Raw genomic sequence first — 19,233 nt, 5'->3', positions numbered from 1 at the left:
AGGGCTCAATATCCTAACAATTTACCAGCTTTCTTCCGATAAACAACCTACACCAACTAACACCGAAAGAGTATGGAGGAGGCTTCCCGTGTTAAAACGATTCAGCGCAATGTTCCTGCTGCTGGCCCTGGTCCTGCAGCTGATGCCGGCTCTTCCCGCGCAGACGGCCAGCGCCGCCGCGACGGGGTACTTCACGTTTGCCAAGGAAAGCAGCAGTCCCAAAAGCCCCCGCATCACGACGAACGGCAAGATCAGCCTTGAAGGCTCGATCAGCAACATCGATCCTTCCAGCATTACGTACAGCGTCATTCAAGTCGTCAACTTCAAAGGCACCGACGACCCGACGGACGATGAAACGGGCGCCAAGACCGAAGGGGTGAAGGGCGGCATCTACCTGTCCGGCTACAACCTTACGGTGAACAACGTGCAGCTCTATTCCGGGCTGAACCGGATTACATTCAAAGGCCTCCAGGGCGGCGCCGAGGTCTCGACGTCGATCTATGTCATGTACCATGACGGTCCGGTCTTCTATAATCTCACCGCCCGCTTGGATGGCAGCACGTTCCCGATGAAAGAGAACGGAACGACCGTCGTTCAATCCGGCGCTTCGCGCGGCAGAACTTCCGCTGACATCGCGATTACGGGCAACGCGCCCAATGCATCCAAAGTGACGATCGAGGTCAACGGCTCCAGCCGGACTTATAATGTGTCGGCCTCCAACAATTACGAATTCACGATCTCTCCTTTGACGATCAAAAAAGGAAAGAACCTGGCTACCATCAAGGTGACCAACAACAACCAGACGATCGAGACGACACGCGAGATCGCTTTCTACAACGGTGATGTGACGTTCTACGACGTCAACCTGAACGATGGCATCAGCAGCGCGGCATTGGAGTATTCTCCGAACTTCTCCATAGCCAAAGCAGACCTTCCGAAAGCTACCCTTACAGGTACGCTCATCGTTCCGAACAACAAAAAGATCGTGGACGGCAAAACCGTTCCCAATCCGAACCCATCGGAAGCAATCAAGATTTTTCCGAGTCTGGACGGAGCGAAGCTTCCTGCAGGCGGATTTGATGCCACTCCTACGGTAACGAAGGACTCTTATTCTCCGGAAGATGCCTTCTACATTTATACCTTCAGCATCGGCCTGGACAAGCTGAAGTCCGATGCATACTTGTTCGACCGAGCCTACAATCTCAATCTGGAAGCCATGAATACGGTGGCGGGAGAGACGCAGGGCGTCTACAACCTGAAGTTCACGCTTCGGGATGCCGGAGCTCCGTTCATCAGCGAATTCAACTATATTCCGGGTTATAAAACGACGGCCGACCTCAACCTCGCGAGCAAGCCGCTCTCGGGAGCGAGCCTGTACGACACTCCTGTCGCCATGGAATTGCTGATCGGCAACTACTCGCAGGAACCCTTGACGATCAATAAGGTGCTTGATATCAATGGGAAAAGCGGCACAATCAACACCGCAGACTTGAATATCGTCGATACCTCCACGGTTACCCGCACGATCGGCGGAGTGAACAAAACCTTTACCCGCATCGTGCTCGAGGTGAAGAAGCTGCCTTTCGAAGGCACTCAGACGCTGTTCTTCAAGCTGGGCGACAACGACGCCGGCTCGGTCACCTTCAATATGCTTTTTGGACCGTTCCTTCAATACTCCAGCATCTACGATACAATGGATATTCCCTATGACACGACCAAGTCTACCCAATTGAACGACATCATCCAGAATAAGCTGAAAAATTTCGATGCGACGTTGAGCAATCTGAACGACATGTCGGAGATACGCTACAGCCCGGTTGACGGCAAAGCCCAAACGATGTTCCTGTACATCAACAATACGCCAATCGAAATTGCCAAAAATGCTAGCGACAACAACTTCGCTGCGACCGAAAAGGGCATCGCGACAGCCGCATCCGTTATGAAGGCGGGAGGGGCGTTCACGCTTCGCTTCGTATACAAGGGCGGCAAAAACAACTATGAGAATTCCATCACCATTTTATTGAGACAAATCAATTTGCCGAAGATTCCTTACTCTCCGGACAGCATCTATCCATACAGCAGCGAATTGGTTTCGCCGCTTGCGAATGATCCCAATTTCCCCAAGCAAGGCAGCGTCTACACGACCAAGGAACCGTACATGAACATTTACGGCACCTTTGACTTTATCGATTTGGGGACAACGATCTACGAAGCCCAAAGCAATCTTGAAAACATTGTTAAAGACAACACCAGCTCCAACTATATTTTGAAGATCGACGGCAGCACGCTGTCCAAGCCGATTGTCTGGACTCTCAGCAACGAGCTGCGTGTCGTCAACGATGCGGCATTGCCGAAGGACCAGCAGACGGTGAGCGTCCTGAACGAAAACAAGACGATCGGGGCCATCGACAAGCAAGGGGACAAGCAGCCGAAGCTTACCGTCACCTATGACTTGAAGACGCAGAGCCTCTCATGGGTTCTGACCGATCAATATCTCAGCAAGGACGGCACATCGAGCGTTTACAACTTCTATGTCTACAACAACGGCGAAGCCGGCGCTCGCGCCAGCTACCGCCTGGAGGTGGATCCTACGGCTCTGCCGTACAAGATTCTGCGTCCGCTCACGTCCAAGCGCATCGTCAACCAGAACTACGTGGAGATCGTCATCGACGCTCCTAATGCCAAGACCGTCACGGTAGGCAAGCAGGTCGCTGAAAAGATCGCCTACGACGCCGACAATGACGGCACCATCGATTATACGACCGCCTATCGGGTCATGGTATCCGGACTCAAGGCTGGCGAGAACAAGCTCAAGTTCACGATCGCCAACGACAACGATACGACCAGCGATACGATCGTGGTGACTTATGCTCCGACCAATATTCCGGGCGCCGGTTACATGGAAGAAATGAAGAGCTCCCACAAAGTATTCGAAGGCGAACTGACGCTTGCCTTCCCTAAGTCGACGACGCTCATCCGCCGCGACTACAACGTGCCGGAGAAGCTCAAGAACCAAGTGTTCACCGGGCATCGCCTGCTGTTCGGCATCGCCAATCCATCCGACGGCGTCATCGATCGGCATGAATTCGAGCAGGCTCCGGCCAACTTCGATCTGATTCTGGAGAGCCTGGGCAACATGTTCGACAATACCTTCTCCCCCAACTTCAACAAAGCGGGCAAGGTGTTCTGGATCGATGCGGGACTTGCGGACAATCCGCAGACCGACAACGTCTATGATCCTCTTAAGTATGGCATCGATCCGTACCAGTATCCGACCGCCGACGTGCCTTCCTACACGGACCGTCCTGCGAACCGCGAGCTGGTCACATCCAAGGAAGCGACGCTGACGCTGAGTTATGATTCCAACATTGTTGACGCCAACGGCACGTTCATTACGGTCTTCCACTTCGATCCGAAGAAGCCGGAATGGGTGAACCTCGGCGGCGTCGTCGACACCAAGAAGCACACGGTAACCGTGCCGTTCTCGGAGTTCGGCTACTACGTGGTCGGACAGATGAAATATTCCTATCTGGACGTCACGTCCCATCCGTATGCACGAAACTATATGGAAGCGATGTATGCCAAAGGCTTCATCAATGCCGCCGGCAACGACGAGTTCGGCGCGAGCCTGTACACTTCGCGCGGCGAATTCGCGACGATGATGGTGAAGGCGATGTCCATCCGCCTCAACTACAATACCGATCCAAGCAAGCGGCTCTTCAATGACGTGGGAGTCGAGAGCACGGCGCTGTGGGATTACCGCTACATCGAAACGGCCTTCAACGAAGGCTACATCCGCGGCAAGGCTCCGAAGGTGTTCGAGCCTACGGGCAACCTGACGCGCGAGGATGCCTCGGTTATTCTCGCCCGCGCGCTCAAGCTCAAGCTGGAGACGGATCCGGCAAAAATCGAGAAGGCGCTCCAAAAGGCTTTCAAGGATTACGGCAAGATCGATTACTACGCCCGCGCTTCGGTTCTGGCTATTTACCAGAAAGGCTATATCCAGGGCTCGCCGGTCGATTCCAGCGATCCGAAGAAAGGCAGCGTATTCGAACCGCAAGCGAACCTGCTTCGTTCCGATTCCTCCATTATTCTGGGCAAAGTGCTGGTCAGCCTGAAACGGCTTCCGAAAATCAATTAATCCTCATTCAAAAGAATGGAATGTGCCTGGAAATGTGGATTTTCCAGGCACTTCTGTCAAAAATGACAGACTTATCCGGAATCGACAAAAATCGAGAGATGGAAAAAGTTTCGAGTCGACGAGGAGCGGTTATCCAAGTTATACTAGGCTTGCAGCCAAAACCTACGAACAAAGGCAATACATAGCAGCAAGACAAGGTTATTTTCAAAAAAAATTCCGGAAGTCGCAACTTTTGCGAAAGCCCTGCGTTTAAGTATCTGGAGTCGCAAAGAGCAAAGGCTTGAAACCTGGATCGATGCGGGGATGCTGGATATCTCCAAGGCCGAATGGTTTCTATTGATATGGAAACATATTCACATGTTTCTCTTTACTGGTTCTATCAGGCCATTGTATAATGATTTAGTGGTTTGACAGCTTTCCATTTTTTTCTACTTGTTTTTACGAGTTTCTGCGGCATGTTCCTACACGTGTCTATACATGAAGCAGACCTTTTTCTATATTATATGGCTCCCACACTCTGGGAAGGGGGTGACACAACAGATGAGTAAGAAGAGCACTCATAGTTCCACAGAACACTCTCATTTACTTAAGCAAGTTAGAGGAGGAGAACAAAAGGTTATGAAGAAAAGTTTATCTCTGGTCGTTACAGGCGCACTCGTAACTTCCGTATTCGCAAGCTCCGCATTCGCGGCTGAACTGACGACGCAACAGAAGTTCGACGCACTCAAAGCAGCAGGTATCGTTGAAGGCTACCCAGGCGGTTCCGCTGGCCTCGACAAAAACATCACGCGTGCTGAGATTTCCAAAGTCGTAGCGCTGCTTCAAGGCCTTGGCGAAGACGCTGCTTCCTCGAAATACAAAGACGTAGCTGCCAACTACTGGGCTAAAGGCTACATCGGCGCTGTAACGAAAGCCGGCATCGTCAACGGTCTCGGCAACAACCTGTTCGGCCCTACGCAAAACGTAACGGTTGAGCAAGTTGCTAAAATCATCGTTGAATCCGCTGGCCTGACTCCTAAAGCCGACGCTGCCGTATCCGGCGCCGTTAGCGCATGGGCAAAAGGCTACGTGGCAGCAGCTATCGAAGCTGGTCTGATCGACCAACAAGCTTCTTACAAAGTAGCAGCTACCCGCGGCCAAGTATTCGAAGCAGCTTATGATCTTTCCAACGCATCCGCTGTTTCCGTTAAATCCGCTGTTGCTGTCGACGAGAAGAACATCGAGGTTACTTTCTCCGACGGCCAAGTGGTAAAACAAGCTCTGACGACTGCGCTCGTAGCTGGTCAAGCAACGAAAGTAGACGTTACGTACAACGGCAAAACTTACTCCGTAGAAGTAACGCTTCAAGCTGTTAAAGCTACTGAAGCAGCTCAAACGGGCGCTAAATCGATCACGGTTAAATTCAGCCGCGCTCTGTCCGCTACGGAGCAAACGTACATGGAAGGCGGCTACACGCTGAAATCCAACCTGTCGACGTTCCCTGTAACGGCTAAATACGCAGACGACAGCAAATCCGCTGTTCTGTCCGCGGCTTACCTGCCAGCAGGCGACTACACGCTGACGGTTAAAGGCACGGATGCTTCGTTCCCTGTCAAGATCGTAGCAGCAGTAGCGTCCTCGATCGACATCACGAACACGGCTCTTCAACTGGGCGATAACGTAGACGCAGGCGTTAAAGTCTACAACCAGTTCAAAGAGGAAATCACGGTTGCTTCCAGCACGTACATCGTTACCGCTGTCAACACGACCCGCGGAACGAGCCTGAAAGTGAACGGCGGCGCCATCAACGTTAAGAACGAAATCAAAAACGGCGACACGCTGACGAACGGTCCTATCTCCCTCGAGGGTGATTCCGTATCCGTATCCGCTGTTTACCCGGCTGCAGGACTGACAGTCAACAAAGTCCTGAAAGTAACGACGGGCAGCACGGCTACTTCCGTAGTTCTCGGCCAAGTAGCTCCACTGAAAGACCAAGCCCGCGTATCCGCTGGCGACGAAGGTCTCGTTCTGCCTCTGACGCTGAAAGACGCTGAAGGCAAAACGGTTAAGCTCAAAGCTGGCAACTACAGCTTCGGCGCTACGACTGGAAACAAAAGCATCGACATCAACGGCCTGCTCTTCTTCGTTAGCGATCTGTCCATCATCGACGCATTCAACGTTGATACGGACGGCGTGATCACGTTCACGGCTAAAAAAGAAGGCACAGTATTCATCACGGTTACGAACATGACCAAAGCTGGCGCTAGCGCTTCCCTCAGCCTGACGGTTAACGGCGCTGCAGTCGTTAAATCCATCGAGCTCGGCCAGCCTAACAAGCTGATCGTCGCTGGCGAAGAAGTTGCCTTCCCGTTCGTTGCTGCCGATACGTACGGCAACGAAATCAAAGGAACGGCTCTGAAAGTTAGCCAACTGGACTTCAGCGTTACTCCGGGCCTGGAAACGGGATATCCGCGCGTCAACGCTAAAGGCGAACTGGTCTTCAAATTTAAATCCAACACCGAAGGCGCTGGCTACATCATCACGCGTCCTACGACTCCAGGCGGACTGCCTAACACGCTGAGCATCACCGTCAACAAAGCAAAAACGACGGTTGCTGTCAACGGCATCCAAAAGCTGCCTACGACGCTTGAACTCGGCGCATCCAAAGGCGTCAAAGCTGAGAACATCGTCCTGGTTGACCAATACGGACGTACGTTCACGGCAACGGAAGGCACTTACGGCCTTGAGCTGGTTAACGCTAGCAACGGCGTCGTAACTCTGAGCGACACTGGCGTTCTGACGGCTGTCAAAGCCGGATCCGCTCAAGTTCGCATCACTTCCCCGGTTAAAGACGCAGCTCCTTACGTCTTCTCCGTATCCGTGGTTGAATCCGACGCGATCAAAACGTATGAAATCGACGCTGTAGGCACGGTATACGGCGGAACGGCATACGCTTCCGGCGCATCGGCTGCAAGCTACCAAAAATCGGCTACGCTGATCGGTAAAACGGCTAGCGGCGCACAAGTTGTCCTGAAAGACAAAGGCGACGCCCTTGAAATCACGAGCTCCACGCCATCCATCCTGGCACGTGTTGCTTCGAACAAATTCCAAGGCGTTAAAGCCGGCAAGTCCACGATCACTGCCTTCCTGAACGGCACTGAAGTCGCCAAACAAGAAGTAACAGTATCCGAAGACGCTCCGATCGCAGCTACGGTTGCCTTCGACGATGCTGAGTACGATGCAGCGGCTACAGCTCCACAACCGGTTGTTAAAGACCAATACGGAGTTGTAATCAACGGCAACGGCAAATTCTACTCCAGCAACGACAAAATCTTCAAAGTAACGACGGCTGGCGCTATCACGAAAGTAGCTGTAGGTCAAGCAACGCTGACTTACATCACTTCCAACGGCCTCGTAGCTACGACGATCATCTCGGTTAACTAATCGAAATGAAGCTCGGAAAAAAGTCAGGCAGGGTTATCCCTGTCTGGCTTTTTTTTAACTCGCAATGATGCAAATCCGTCCGGATTTGCATCATTGCTTTTTTAATTACGGGACTGGCGATGAAAAAAGTGGATTTCTCATGAAACAAACACATGACTCAAGGCGTCTAAACTACTATATGGAAATGGGAGGAATAGACTGGTGCAATCGAAATGGTGGATCCGAGGGGCAATCAGCTTGACAGCTGCAGGGCTGCTTATGCAAGGAAACGGACCTTTGCTATCAATTCCTCGAGTGGATGCGGCAGCGAAGACGGCAACTCTGGCCGGACAATCCGTAGCGCTTGGAGGAAACAGCTACTTGAGCGTACGGGATGCTCACTTCCTCATGCAGGATAAAGGCAAAGTGCTCGCATATACGGTCGCGATAACAAACGGGAGCTCCAAATCCCTGGATCTGATGGACTATTGGGTGAAGGTGAAGAGCAAATCGGGCAAATCCTTCAAAGCAACGGTCATTGAAGGAGACAAGGAGAAAGTATCGGTTCCGGCCAATACAACTCAATACATAACCTATTACGCCATAGTCGATTCGGCTTCCAAGCTGAACGATCTTTCCTTTCAGATTGTGAAATGGGACTTCTCGGCTGCCAATTACGAAAGAGTTCTTGGATCCATCTCATATCCGGCACAGGCGACCGACAAGGTGGCGGCCTACCAGCCAGGCGTGATGCTGTACGGCAGTGGAAAACTCAAAGGTGCGGTCAAGCAAGCTTTCATTACAAAGGACAAGGACAGCGGTTACGTCACAATCAACTATCTGCTCGAGAATGTAGGCCAACAGGTTATCGATCTGTCCAAGATGAACTTCAATCTCCAGACCGAAAGCATGTCCGTGTACAACGTGTCCTCTCCTGGACTCGAAGCCATGACTATACAACCTCAGGAGAGAAAAATCATCACTTTGCGTTCAACGGTTCCGGCAGCTGTTGTCAGCAAGCCTCTTTCGATCGTCCTTTCTCTCAATGACGAGGCGAGCAAGGTCAAGCTGCCCGCGGGAATTTTCAGCTTGCCGGCGTTGAAGACCCAGGCTCCTTCCGTTGCAGGACAGCCTCGCACCGTTTACATGGATGGCCAGCCGGTCAGCACGAAGACCGGCCAAGTATTCGTGAACCAGGATACGAACGGTCAGAGCCTGTCGCTCGAGTTCAGCATGACCAATTCCGGAACTGCCGCAGCATCGGGCGCTTACGACTTTTTCCTGCTGACTGACAAAGGGACAAGCTACGCATTGACGTATACGAAGGAGGAAAATGCTTCACTTCTTCCCGGCGTTGCCAAAACGCTCAGTCTTGGCGGAACGGTTCCTGCTGGTGCAAGCATCGCCGGTTCTCAGCTTCTCATGAAATCGGCCGCGACGGAGAAGGAGAAATCGTATGTGGTCGGTTCCTACTCCTTGGAAACGGCTTCTCAGGAAGGCGGTCTCGGATCTGCGTTCAGTTATCATGATTACAGCATTCAATTGAAGAGCATCAACCGCATGCCGACTCAAGATCAGGATGTGTTGATGGCGAAGCTGAGCATATCCAACACTTCAAGCCTTACCAAGCAAGTGCCGGCGCTGGGCGGTTACTTCATGATCAATGGGGTTAAGGTAGGAGCCGAGCAGAAAGCCGTAACCCTTGATCAGACGGTCACGCTCGCACCAGGCGCTTCTTATGAAGCGGTTGTATATACGGAAATACCTTATAGCACCGCCATTCAGCAAATTTCCTTCGTCAGCACGGAACCTGTGGCCGACAAACCTGGCAAGATGCTCTATCAGTTCACGGGGCAGCAGCTGTCTGAAGTTCCGGTAGGCAATGTGGATACGCCGTATGAAATCAGCGCTTCCGGAAAGAAAGCCTCGATCAACGTCAAACGTGCGGCTATCTATAAATTAGAAAGCAGCCAAACGTTCTACTTGGAGATTGAAGCCGTCAACAAAGAAGCCCGTGCTTCCCAGATCGCCAAGCTTGGCGCATATCTGATTGACAGGAACGGCTCCTCTGTACCCGTTCAGTTTTCCGAGCTGAAGGAGCGGATCAGTCCGGAAGGCAAGGCGCTGATTGCGGCTTGGGCAACGCTGCCAAGATCCTTTGAAGTCACGGACTATCAGCTTGTGCTTGGGGAAGCTATTTCCGCTGCAACCTCGACTCCTCCTCCTGCCAGCGGGGATGGAAGCGGATCGACTGGAGGTAGCTCGACCGGATCGGGAGGCAGCTCAACCGGCAGCGAAACGGCAAGCGGCATCATCGTCCGTCCGGCCGCCTATTCGCTAGCCGGATCGGTGACTGATGTCGCCACGACCGATCTTAAGCAGCTTAGAATCGGCGCCTATATGCTGTCTCTTTCAAAAATTGGACTGTTCTATAATGTAAAAGATGCTTATGCGATTGATGGATTAAAGCTGCAGACGAACTACTCGCTTCTGAGGGATTCCCAATACGAGGCGGTAGCGGGCACGCATAAGCTCGTCGTCGAGGTTGTCAATCAAGATGCCGGCAAGCTGGCTCTCAGCAAGACGTATCAGCTCGGGGTTGGCGTTCAAGGCTCGCAGGACGATGTATTGAAGGAAGGAAGCGACCTGGACTTCAATATCCTGTTCAGCGATCCGGAGATCCAGTCTAAAATTCAAACCAACAGCAAATACAAGCTTAATATCTATGACGTCTTCCAAGATTCAAAAATACTCATTGCATCCAAGCAGTATTCCTGGTTCCTGATTGATAAGTAAACGTCGATTCTAGCCGCGCCGGCACTTCTAGCCGGCGCGGCTTTCTACTGTTCGGCCAGAGTCGAATGATAGACAATGGAATCGAATTATAGTAGAGTGGTAGATTATTGAAGGGGTCTTGCATGAAGACGAACGACTACATATAAAGAGAAGAGATGGAAGGAGACAGAACAGGCATGGGCAACAAAGGGACAAAAGGCTTGAAGTGGACAACGCTGACCTTGACGCTTGCGGCCGGCGTATGGACGGGGACGCACTGGACGACCTTGGCCAACTCACTCGGAGGAGATGCATCCGCGGCCGCATCGACCGGCGCCGCCGGTTCTTCTGCCGCAGTGGTTCCCGGTACGGCTGAAGATCCGGTCGTAACGAAAAGTTATGTCGACCAAAGACTGGCCGAGCTGGGGTTCGGCACTGGCGGTTCGGGTGGGAGCACACCTACGGCAACGCCGACCCCTACTCCTACCCCGACAGCAACTCCCACGGCGACAACGACGCCGAAGCCGACGGCGAAACCAAGCGGAGGCGGCTCGGATGGCGGCTCGGAGGATGATGGCGGAATCAAGGTCATCAACGTGCCGGTAGGCAAAACGCTGATCGCCGCCGATGGAGCGGAAGTGGTGGTGCGGGCAGGCAAAGCGGTCGCCTACAGCCCGGACAGCAACGGCATCGCGGACGTAACGGACGGCATCGACATCAAGTCGGGGGCTGCTGTGCCGCAAAACCATTTGATCCTGTTTCCACGGGGAGGAAGAGGCGTTTCGAGCGCACCCGGCATGAAGACAGGGCTGACGGTCATGGTCAAAGGCAGTTATGAAATCAAGATGCAGCCGTAGATCCTATAAAAATGCGTAATGGCGGAATGGCTTAATGGCGTAATGGCATAATGGCTTAATAGGCGATTAGGAGGATGGCCCCTAAGGTGGCTAGCCGACTAATTTGAATTCAATTAAACAAATGGCTGCTTATAGAAAATCCATAGAAATGAAATCCAATCCGAATCCATGGATATCCAAGTCTCCTTAACTATTTGCGAACTATCGCGAATAGTTATTTTTTTCCCCCAGTGACAATATGTTCGAAGCTTAGCGCCTCCGGGCCGGAGGCATTCTATAGGCACATCCTTATCCAATTCTACTGGAGGTGCTTAGATCATGGCTAGATCCAACCGCGTTGTCGTGCCTGCAAGCAAGGAGATCCTCAATCAGATGAAATACGAAATTGCCGGAGAGCTTGGCTTGTACTCCGTTCCGGCTCCCGGAGCGGGAGATACAGAATTCGCCGGAGAGCTCGGCGAGGCCGGGCACAGCTCGCAGCCGACGGTGCATTGGTCTTCCCTGGCAACGCGCCAGGCGGGATCGGTGGGAGGCGAGATTACGAAGCGTCTCGTCGCCAAGGCCGAGCAATCCCTCTACGGACTCTAAAATCGCATGGCGACGCGGTCCAAAGGAGATTCTCCAAAAACTACCAAGGATTGCCGTCCATTGACACTATGCGACAGTTCCGCTATTATAGTGTCCTAGAAGAGTTGTCTAACGACCTTTTCCAATGGGAAAAGGTTGATTTTTTGTTCAGGACTTTTCTCATTATATGGTTCTAGGAGGTCGATCAGCTTGTCCCTTAAAGGAAGACACCTGTTTACTTCGGAATCCGTAACGGAAGGCCATCCCGATAAAATATGCGACCAGATTTCTGACGCAGTTCTCGACGCTTTCCTTGAAGTGGATCCCTATGCCCGCGTTGCCTGTGAAGTATCCGTAGCGACGGGCCTTGTGCTCGTTATCGGCGAGATCAGCAGCCGTGCAGACTACGTGGATATCTCCGCAATCGCGCGCCGCACCATCAAGGAAATTGGATATACGCGCGCCAAGTTCGGCTTTGACTCCAGCACCTGCGCGGTTCTGACTTCTCTCAACGAGCAGTCGGCCGATATCGCCCAAGGCGTCAACGCCGCGATCGAAACCCGCGAAGGCAAGGACATCCAGCAAGAAAACGAAGACATCGGAGCAGGCGACCAAGGCCTCATGTTCGGTTTTGCAACGAACGAAACGCCTGAGCTGATGCCGCTTCCGATCGCGCTGTCCCACCGCATTGCCCGCCGCCTGGCGGAAGTTCGCAAGAACGGCACGCTGGAATACCTTCGTCCGGACGGCAAAACGCAAGTAACGATCGAATACCAGGACGGCAAGCCAGTCCGCGTAGACACGATCGTTGTCTCGACCCAGCATGACGAAGCGATCTCCCTTGAGCAGATCCAGAAGGATATCCGCGAGCATGTCATCGCTCCGGTCGTTCCTCAGGAGCTGATCGATGGAGACACGAAATATTTCATCAACCCGACGGGCCGCTTCGTCATCGGCGGACCTCAAGGCGATGCCGGCCTCACCGGCCGCAAAATCATCGTCGACACCTACGGCGGCTACGCCCGCCATGGCGGCGGCGCGTTCTCGGGCAAGGATCCGACGAAAGTCGACCGTTCCGCGGCATACGCGGCCCGTTACGTGGCGAAGAACATCGTTGCAGCCGGCCTGGCCGACAAATGCGAGATCCAGCTGGCCTACGCTATCGGCGTAGCCAATCCGGTCTCCATCAACGTGGACACGTACGGCACCGGCAAGGTGGAAGAGGAAAAGCTCGTCGAGCTGATCCGCTCCAACTTCGACCTTCGTCCTGCAGGCATCATCAAGATGCTGGACCTGCGCCGTCCGATCTACGGAAAAACGGCTGCATACGGCCACTTCGGCCGTACGGACATCGACCTGCCTTGGGAGCGCGTGGACAAAGCCGCTCTGCTTCAGCAGGAAGCCGCACTCGTATAGCATGTTTCCGACAACCTCCGCTCAGCCTGAGCGGAGGTTTTTTGCGTTCAAGTTATCGTTCCGTACTTGATGCGCAACCTGCTTGAGCCGCTTAGGAACCGGAACACGGACATAGATGAAGGCTGCCCATAGGATGCCAACTTCCAGCGAATTCTAAACATTCCTTATTTGGATACCGACAAAGTAACTACAATGGGTTACAAATCGGGGAGTGAATTCAGTTGGCTGGAAGAAAAAGCAGAACGATCATGATTGGCGCAGCGGCCTTGCTCATGCTTGCGAATGCCTGCCTGCCTGCAGGCGGATGGCTGAGGCAAGCCGCTGCCGCGGCGGGAGGGCCGCTGCTGTCGGCCAAGCTGCCGGCGGACGACGCGGTACGGGTGCCCGCCAACTCGAGGTTGCTGATGACCTTCGACGAGGCGGTCGTGAAGGGAAGCGGCAGTGCGGGCATCAGCATCCGCAAAGTATCCGACAACACGGAATGGGCGAGGTTCGCCGCAGACGACGGAAGAGTCCAGGTGGAGGGAACCCGGGTTTCGATCCAGCCGGATAAGCCGTTCGCTTCAGGCGAATCCTACTATGTGCTGCTGGATGCAGGGGTATTTTCGAATGCGTCGAACGGAGCTCCTTTCGCTGGGATCTCGAGCGCCTCGGAATGGAACTTCAGCGCGGCGGAGCCGGACACCATTCCGCCCGACGTTGCGGCCGCAGCCCCGCAAGGCGGAAGCGTGCCGGTATTCTCTGCCCTGCAGCTGAACTACGGGGAAATCGTCTTTCCATCGGAAGGCTCGCTGCAGCTGGTCAACCGGACGACAGGCGATGCCTTGTCCGTCAGCGCTGTGTCCCCATCCGTCACGGGCGGCGGCAGCCAGTCGCTGACGATCGTTCCCCCTTCCGTCCTCGTTCCCGGGCAAGAATACAGGATCGATGTTCCCGCAGGCTGGGTGCAGGATGCCGCAGGCAACAAGAGTCCAGCCTACTCGTGGAGCTTCACGACGGGAAGCTCTCCGGTCGGCATCTTGGAGAAGCAGCCTTCGGCAGGAGCCGCAGGCGTTGCGCTGGATACGGGCTTGAGACTGAAGTTCGACAAGACGGTGACGTCAGGAAGCACGCCGAATGCGCCGAAGTTCGTGACCGTGAAACGCGTCGCGGACAACGTCACCGTCACAAGCTTGAACACATCGGGAATGACATACAAGCAGGACGGTACGGTCGAGACAGGTCTGGACAGACAGCTGGCTGGCAGCACGGCATATTATGTGCTTGTCGATCCGGGAGCCTTCCGCAGCGGAGACATGCTGTTCGCAGGCATCGGCAGCGCGGCGGAATGGACGTTCACGACCCGTCCGTCTGCAGGGCAGCCGCCTGCCATGGCCAAGCTGGAGCCGGCCGCTGGAGGCGTTCTCGGGGCGCTGGACGGCAAGCTGCGGATTACATTCGACAAGAACGTGTTCCCGGGAACCGGTTATGTGACGATTAGGAATGCGGGAAGCGGCTCGGCAGCGGCTACGATCCCGGTTACTTCGGAACTGCTGTCCGGGTTCGGAAGCAACGTCATCACGATCAATCCGGGCATCCTCTTTTCCGAAGGAACCCAATATTATGTCGAGATCGGCAATCAGGCCTTCCTGGACGAGAGCGGCAACCGATTTGCGGGAATGAGCGGAAGCGGCGCTTGGCCGTTCACGGTCAATAGGGATTCGACGCCGCCTTCCATCGTATCCATGCTTCCGGTGAGCGGAGCGGCGTCCGTATCGACGGTCTCGCCGCTTAGACTCGTATTCAACGAAGCCATCCGGCTGGCGCCGGGCGCCAAAGCCTTGCTTCACCGGAGCGGCAGCTCCACTCAGACTTACCCGGCTTCTCTTTCCATCGCGCCGGATAACGCCAATGCGCTTCTGATCAAACCGGATGCGGCGCTGCCAGGTGCGACGCAGCTGTATGTGGAGCTCGGCGTGAACAGCGTGACCGACTTGGCCGGCAACGGCTTCAGCGGCATTCTGAACGAATACCAGTGGAAGTTCACGACGATGGCGAGCGGCAGCGGCACGCCTTCGCTTAGCAGCTTGGCAGCAGCCAGCTCGACCAGGATTCAGCTGATTTTCAGCATGGAGCTGGACAGCGGTTCGGTTCCTTACCCGGCAAGCTTCTATGTCACCGTCAACGATTCGCCTGCGGCCCGCGAACTGGCAGGAGTCGAAGTGAGCGGCAGCACGGCAACGCTTATTTTGCGGTCTCCGGTGCTCAGCGGCCAGAAAATAACGGTTTCTTATTCGGTTCCGGGAGAAGGCATGCCCGCGCTCCGCAGCTTGTCGGGTGTCCGCGCGTCGGGCTTTACCGGCAAGGAAATCCAATACGACGCGGCTTCCTCGCTGCCCAAGGTGACGGGCGGCGTCCTGAATGGAAGCTACGTCACCCTCCAGCTCAGCAAGCCGGTGCAGGCCTTGCAGGCCGGAGCCTTGTCCCAGTTCGGCCTTTACGTCAACGGCTCCTATGTCCAGCTGACGGAGGCGACGGCGTCGGGCTCGACCCTTCTGCTTCGCTTGAGCAGTCCGTCCACGAGCGGGGGGAGCGCATACGTCAACTACTCCCCTGGCACCGCTCCCGTCGTGGACCAAGCGGGCAATCCGCTTGGGGCATTCAGCACTTATTATGTTCAGAACATGCTCGATACGACGAAGCCGGTGCTCAGCAGCATCATCGCGGGAGGAAATGCCGTTACGCTGAATTACAACGAAGGCCTCCATACGGCCAAGGTGCCTTCATCCAGCCGCTTCACCGTCATGAACGGGACTTCTTCCATCGGAGTTGCAGGAGTAAGCGTCGAAGGCAGCAAGGTGACGCTCAAGCTGAGCGGCAGCCTGAACGCATCCGTCGGCCTTGCCGTCAGCTATTCCAAGGGCAGTCCAGCCTTGGCGGATCTGGCCGGAAACGAAGCGGACTCGTTCAGCGGCGTGCCGGCATCGATGTTCACGGCCAGCACGACTCCGACCTATCTTTCCGGCATGGCGGACGGAGATACGCTGACGCTCGTATACTCCGGAGTTCTGGATCCGGCATCCGCACCGGCTCCAAGCCAATATTCCATTCGTGCGGACGGCGTGCTCGTTCCTGTCAACAGCGTCGGCATTGCCGGTTCCTCGGTCATTCTGAAGCTGAGCCGCGCGGTGGCTTCGGGACAGGCTGTGACCGTGACCTACACGCCTCCGACCTACAACCCGCTCAGACAGATAGGAGGGGACAGCGCCGCCTCGCTTTTGTTGGCATCCGCAACCAATGCTACAGGCCAGCAAGGAGGCTCCTCGCCCGGCTCGCAGCCGGCATCCGCCGGCCAGCTGACGTTGACGGATGTTATGGTCAATCAGGATGTATCCCCGGCCGGAAGGGCGGCCAGCCGTTATTCGGTTCTGAGCGACAACCTGATTCTCGCTTACCAGAAAGCCCGCAGTTCGGGTACGGATAAAGTCTTCTTCAAGGTGCCGGACGGCCAAAAGGCAGGCATGGTCGCCTTGCCGATCCTGGCTCTGCAGCAGGTGCTCGCCGCTTCGGCGACAGCCTCCTTCGAGCTTCAGTACAATGGCGTTTCCACGGTGATTCCTCTCCAAGGAATCGATTTCGCCAAAACGGCCTCCCTGCTCAATGCAGGAGGTCCTACCGGCTATCTCATGCTCTCGATCGACGACAATCCGGCGACCCTGGCGGGGAGCTTGCAGAACGCGGTCACCAAGGGCGGCCTGCAGGCAGCCTCCAGCGTCATCGGAGTCGACATATCGGTCATCGGGACATCGGCGACGTCGGCCGACCGGAAGAAGCTGAGCGGTCTCAGCCGTTATGCCTCCACGACCTTGCTGACGCCATCAAGCCTGGTGCCGGCATCCGCCTCCACGGTGTTCCTCGACGATGAGACGGCCATGCTCAGCTACGTGCCGACCCGGATCAGCGGGCTGTCTGTGACGTTCAAGCATAAGTCCGGCGGCGTCTTCGTCGTCGTGAGAGGCACGCCCGTGCTGAGCGACGTGAACGGACATTGGGCGAAGAACGATATTGTCGCTCTGGCATCCAAATCGATCGTCAGAGGCAGAAGCGCCAATTCCTTCATGCCCAAAGCCGACATCACCAGGGCGGAATTCGCGGAGTACATCGCAAGGGCCCTTGGCCTCAAAGGCGACCGCGCCGCGGCTTCGGCCTATAGCGACATAGCGTCCGGATCGGCGACCGCTTCTTATATCGGAGCGGCTTCTGCGGCCGGAATCGTGCAGGGAAGCGGCGGGCAGTTCCGGCCGAATGCGGCCATCTCCCGCCAGGAGATGGCGGCAATGATGGTTCGCGCCATCGAAGCCTCCGAGATGAAAATCATTCCGGCGAAGGATAATGCTTCTTATTTGGCGAAATTCAAGGATAAGGGCAAAATCAGCGCCTGGGCGCAGCCGTTTGCGGCCAAAGCCGTTTTTGCGGGCATCGCGAACGGCCAGACCGCCACCGAGTTCGCTCCGCTGGGTCAGGCGACCCGCGCAGAGGCGGCCGTCATGCTGAAGAGGATGCTGCTGTACCTCGGCATGATCGACGTGTAGGTAGAACGGGAGCTGTCTTGCCGGCATCTTGGATGCGGCCGGGCGGCTTCTTTTTTTCATCTCTGTCACATTCCGTCCTTTCCTATTGTCTTCAGTAAGGAGTCAACAAAAGGAGGAAGATTGAACATGAAGCTGCGCATGAACTACTACAAATCCGTGCCCGAAGCCTACCAGGCTATGGCTGCCTTGGAGAAAGCATCCGGGAAGAGCCTCGACCCTGTCCTCAAGGAGCTGGTCAAAATCCGTGTCTCCCAGATCAACGGCTGCGCGTTCTGCATCGATATGCATGTCCGGGACCTTCTTAAGCTGGGGGGGCAGAACGATCGGATGCCGCTGATCAGCGTCTGGCATGACGCACCATGCTTCTCGGATGCGGAGAGGGCGGCGTTGAGGCTGGCTGAGCATGCGGCGGTCGTTTCCGTGAAAGGCATTCCGGAGGAGGTCTATGAGGAAGCGAGGAGGCACTTCGACGAGAAGCAGTTCATGGATCTGATTCTGGTCGTCAACGCCATCAGCGGGTGGAATCGGATCTCCATCGCCACCGGCATGTTCCCGGGCTGCTTCTCATGACCGGCTCCGCCGCGGAGACGCTGTACCGGTCGTGGAAAGGATATGTGTTCGCCATCGCATACCGGATGCTGGGCTCTGCGGCGGATGCCGAGGATGTTGTGCAGGACTTGTTCGCCGAGCTACAAGGGGACGGCATCCCGCAGCCGGATCATCCAAAAGCGTACTTGACGCGAGCCGCAGTCAACCGAAGCCTGAACATGCTGAAGTCGGCACGCCGCAAAAGGGAGCAGTACGTCGGGCAGTGGCTGCCCGAGCCGCTGCCCTTGCAGCCGGACGAAAACGGACCGGAGCAGCTCGCCGAAAGCCGCGAGGCGCTGGGTTATGCGTATATGGTGCTGATGGAGAAGCTGCTGCCGGCCGAGCGCGCGGTGTTCGTCATGCACGAGGCCTATCAATACGATTACCGCTCCATCGGCGAATGGCTGGGCAAAAGCGAGGCGGCCTGCCGGCAGCTTGGAAGCCGCGCGCGCAGGAAGCTGCAGCTTGGGGAAGGAGCGCCTCTTCCGGCAGCGTATTGGAGGATGCAGGACGACAGGTCAAAAGACAGGAGGAAGGCTTTGCTGGAGCGGTTCCTGTTTGCGTTCGAGCGGCATCAGGTGGATGAGCTTCGGGAGCTGCTGGCCGCGGATGCGGTGATGGTCACCGATGGCGGAGGCATCGTTCGCTCCGCCCTGAATCCGATTGTCGGAGCGAAGCGGGTCCATGCCTTTACCGCATCGCCCAAAACCTTCCAGAAGCTCCGGCGGACGAGAACGACGCTGCTGGAGCTGAACGGAGAGCTGCAGGCGCTGTTCTGGGAGGACGACAGGCTTCATGCCGTGCTGTGCTTCAAGCCCGATGAGAGGATGGAGCATCTGAAGGAGCTTTATCTCCTTACGAATCCGGAGAAGCTGGAGTCGATCCAACATCGATTGAATGCATGAATGGGGCCATG

At 55.4% G+C, this 19,233-nt stretch carries 9 protein-coding genes; all 9 read left to right on the top strand.

Features of this window, described 5'->3' with window-relative positions:
- Window positions 1-88: 88 nt before the first annotated feature.
- The 9 genes from CIC07_RS22925 (at window position 89) to CIC07_RS22880 (ending at window position 19,222) form a co-directional block, all read left to right on the top strand.
- The gene (locus tag CIC07_RS22925) at window positions 89-4,141 is read left to right on the top strand and encodes an S-layer homology domain-containing protein (protein WP_139334433.1); all 4,053 of its coding nucleotides are present in this window, start codon (window positions 89-91) and stop codon (window positions 4,139-4,141) included.
- 618 nt (window positions 4,142-4,759) lie between these two features.
- Window positions 4,760-7,564, top strand: coding sequence for an S-layer homology domain-containing protein (locus CIC07_RS22920; protein ID WP_076357801.1), 2,805 nt, complete (start codon window positions 4,760-4,762; stop codon window positions 7,562-7,564).
- A 459-nt stretch (window positions 7,565-8,023) separates the two neighbouring features.
- On the top strand, window positions 8,024-10,339 hold the full coding sequence (locus CIC07_RS22915; RefSeq protein ID WP_139334434.1) for a hypothetical protein: 2,316 nt from the start codon (window positions 8,024-8,026) through the stop codon (window positions 10,337-10,339).
- A 176-nt stretch (window positions 10,340-10,515) separates the two neighbouring features.
- Window positions 10,516-11,175, top strand: a complete 660-nt coding sequence (locus tag CIC07_RS25245; protein WP_175619195.1) for a hypothetical protein — start codon at window positions 10,516-10,518, stop codon at window positions 11,173-11,175.
- Window positions 11,176-11,493: 318 nt separating this feature from the next.
- The gene (locus tag CIC07_RS22900) at window positions 11,494-11,763 is read left to right on the top strand and encodes an alpha/beta-type small acid-soluble spore protein (protein WP_076357803.1); all 270 of its coding nucleotides are present in this window, start codon (window positions 11,494-11,496) and stop codon (window positions 11,761-11,763) included.
- Window positions 11,764-11,952: 189 nt separating this feature from the next.
- A complete protein-coding gene (gene metK / locus CIC07_RS22895) occupies window positions 11,953-13,158 on the top strand; it encodes a methionine adenosyltransferase (protein ID WP_048746372.1) in 1,206 nt (401 codons plus the stop codon).
- Window positions 13,159-13,379: 221 nt separating this feature from the next.
- On the top strand, window positions 13,380-17,729 hold the full coding sequence (locus tag CIC07_RS22890; protein ID WP_076357804.1) for an Ig-like domain-containing protein: 4,350 nt from the start codon (window positions 13,380-13,382) through the stop codon (window positions 17,727-17,729).
- Window positions 17,730-17,855: 126 nt separating this feature from the next.
- The gene (locus tag CIC07_RS22885; RefSeq protein ID WP_076357805.1) at window positions 17,856-18,299 is read left to right on the top strand and encodes a carboxymuconolactone decarboxylase family protein; all 444 of its coding nucleotides are present in this window, start codon (window positions 17,856-17,858) and stop codon (window positions 18,297-18,299) included.
- Window positions 18,296-19,222: a sigma-70 family RNA polymerase sigma factor gene (locus tag CIC07_RS22880; protein ID WP_076357806.1), complete on the top strand. Its 927-nt coding sequence runs from the start codon at window positions 18,296-18,298 to the stop codon at window positions 19,220-19,222. The genes CIC07_RS22885 and CIC07_RS22880 overlap by 4 nt, the downstream gene beginning before the upstream one ends.
- Window positions 19,223-19,233 lie beyond the last annotated feature (11 nt).

It is taken from the genome of Paenibacillus sp. RUD330, assembly GCF_002243345.2.
In the GTDB taxonomy this organism is placed as follows: domain Bacteria; phylum Bacillota; class Bacilli; order Paenibacillales; family Paenibacillaceae; genus Paenibacillus_O.
Note: the sequence above shows the minus strand (reverse complement) of the source record. Positions and strands in the feature narration are given on the sequence as shown.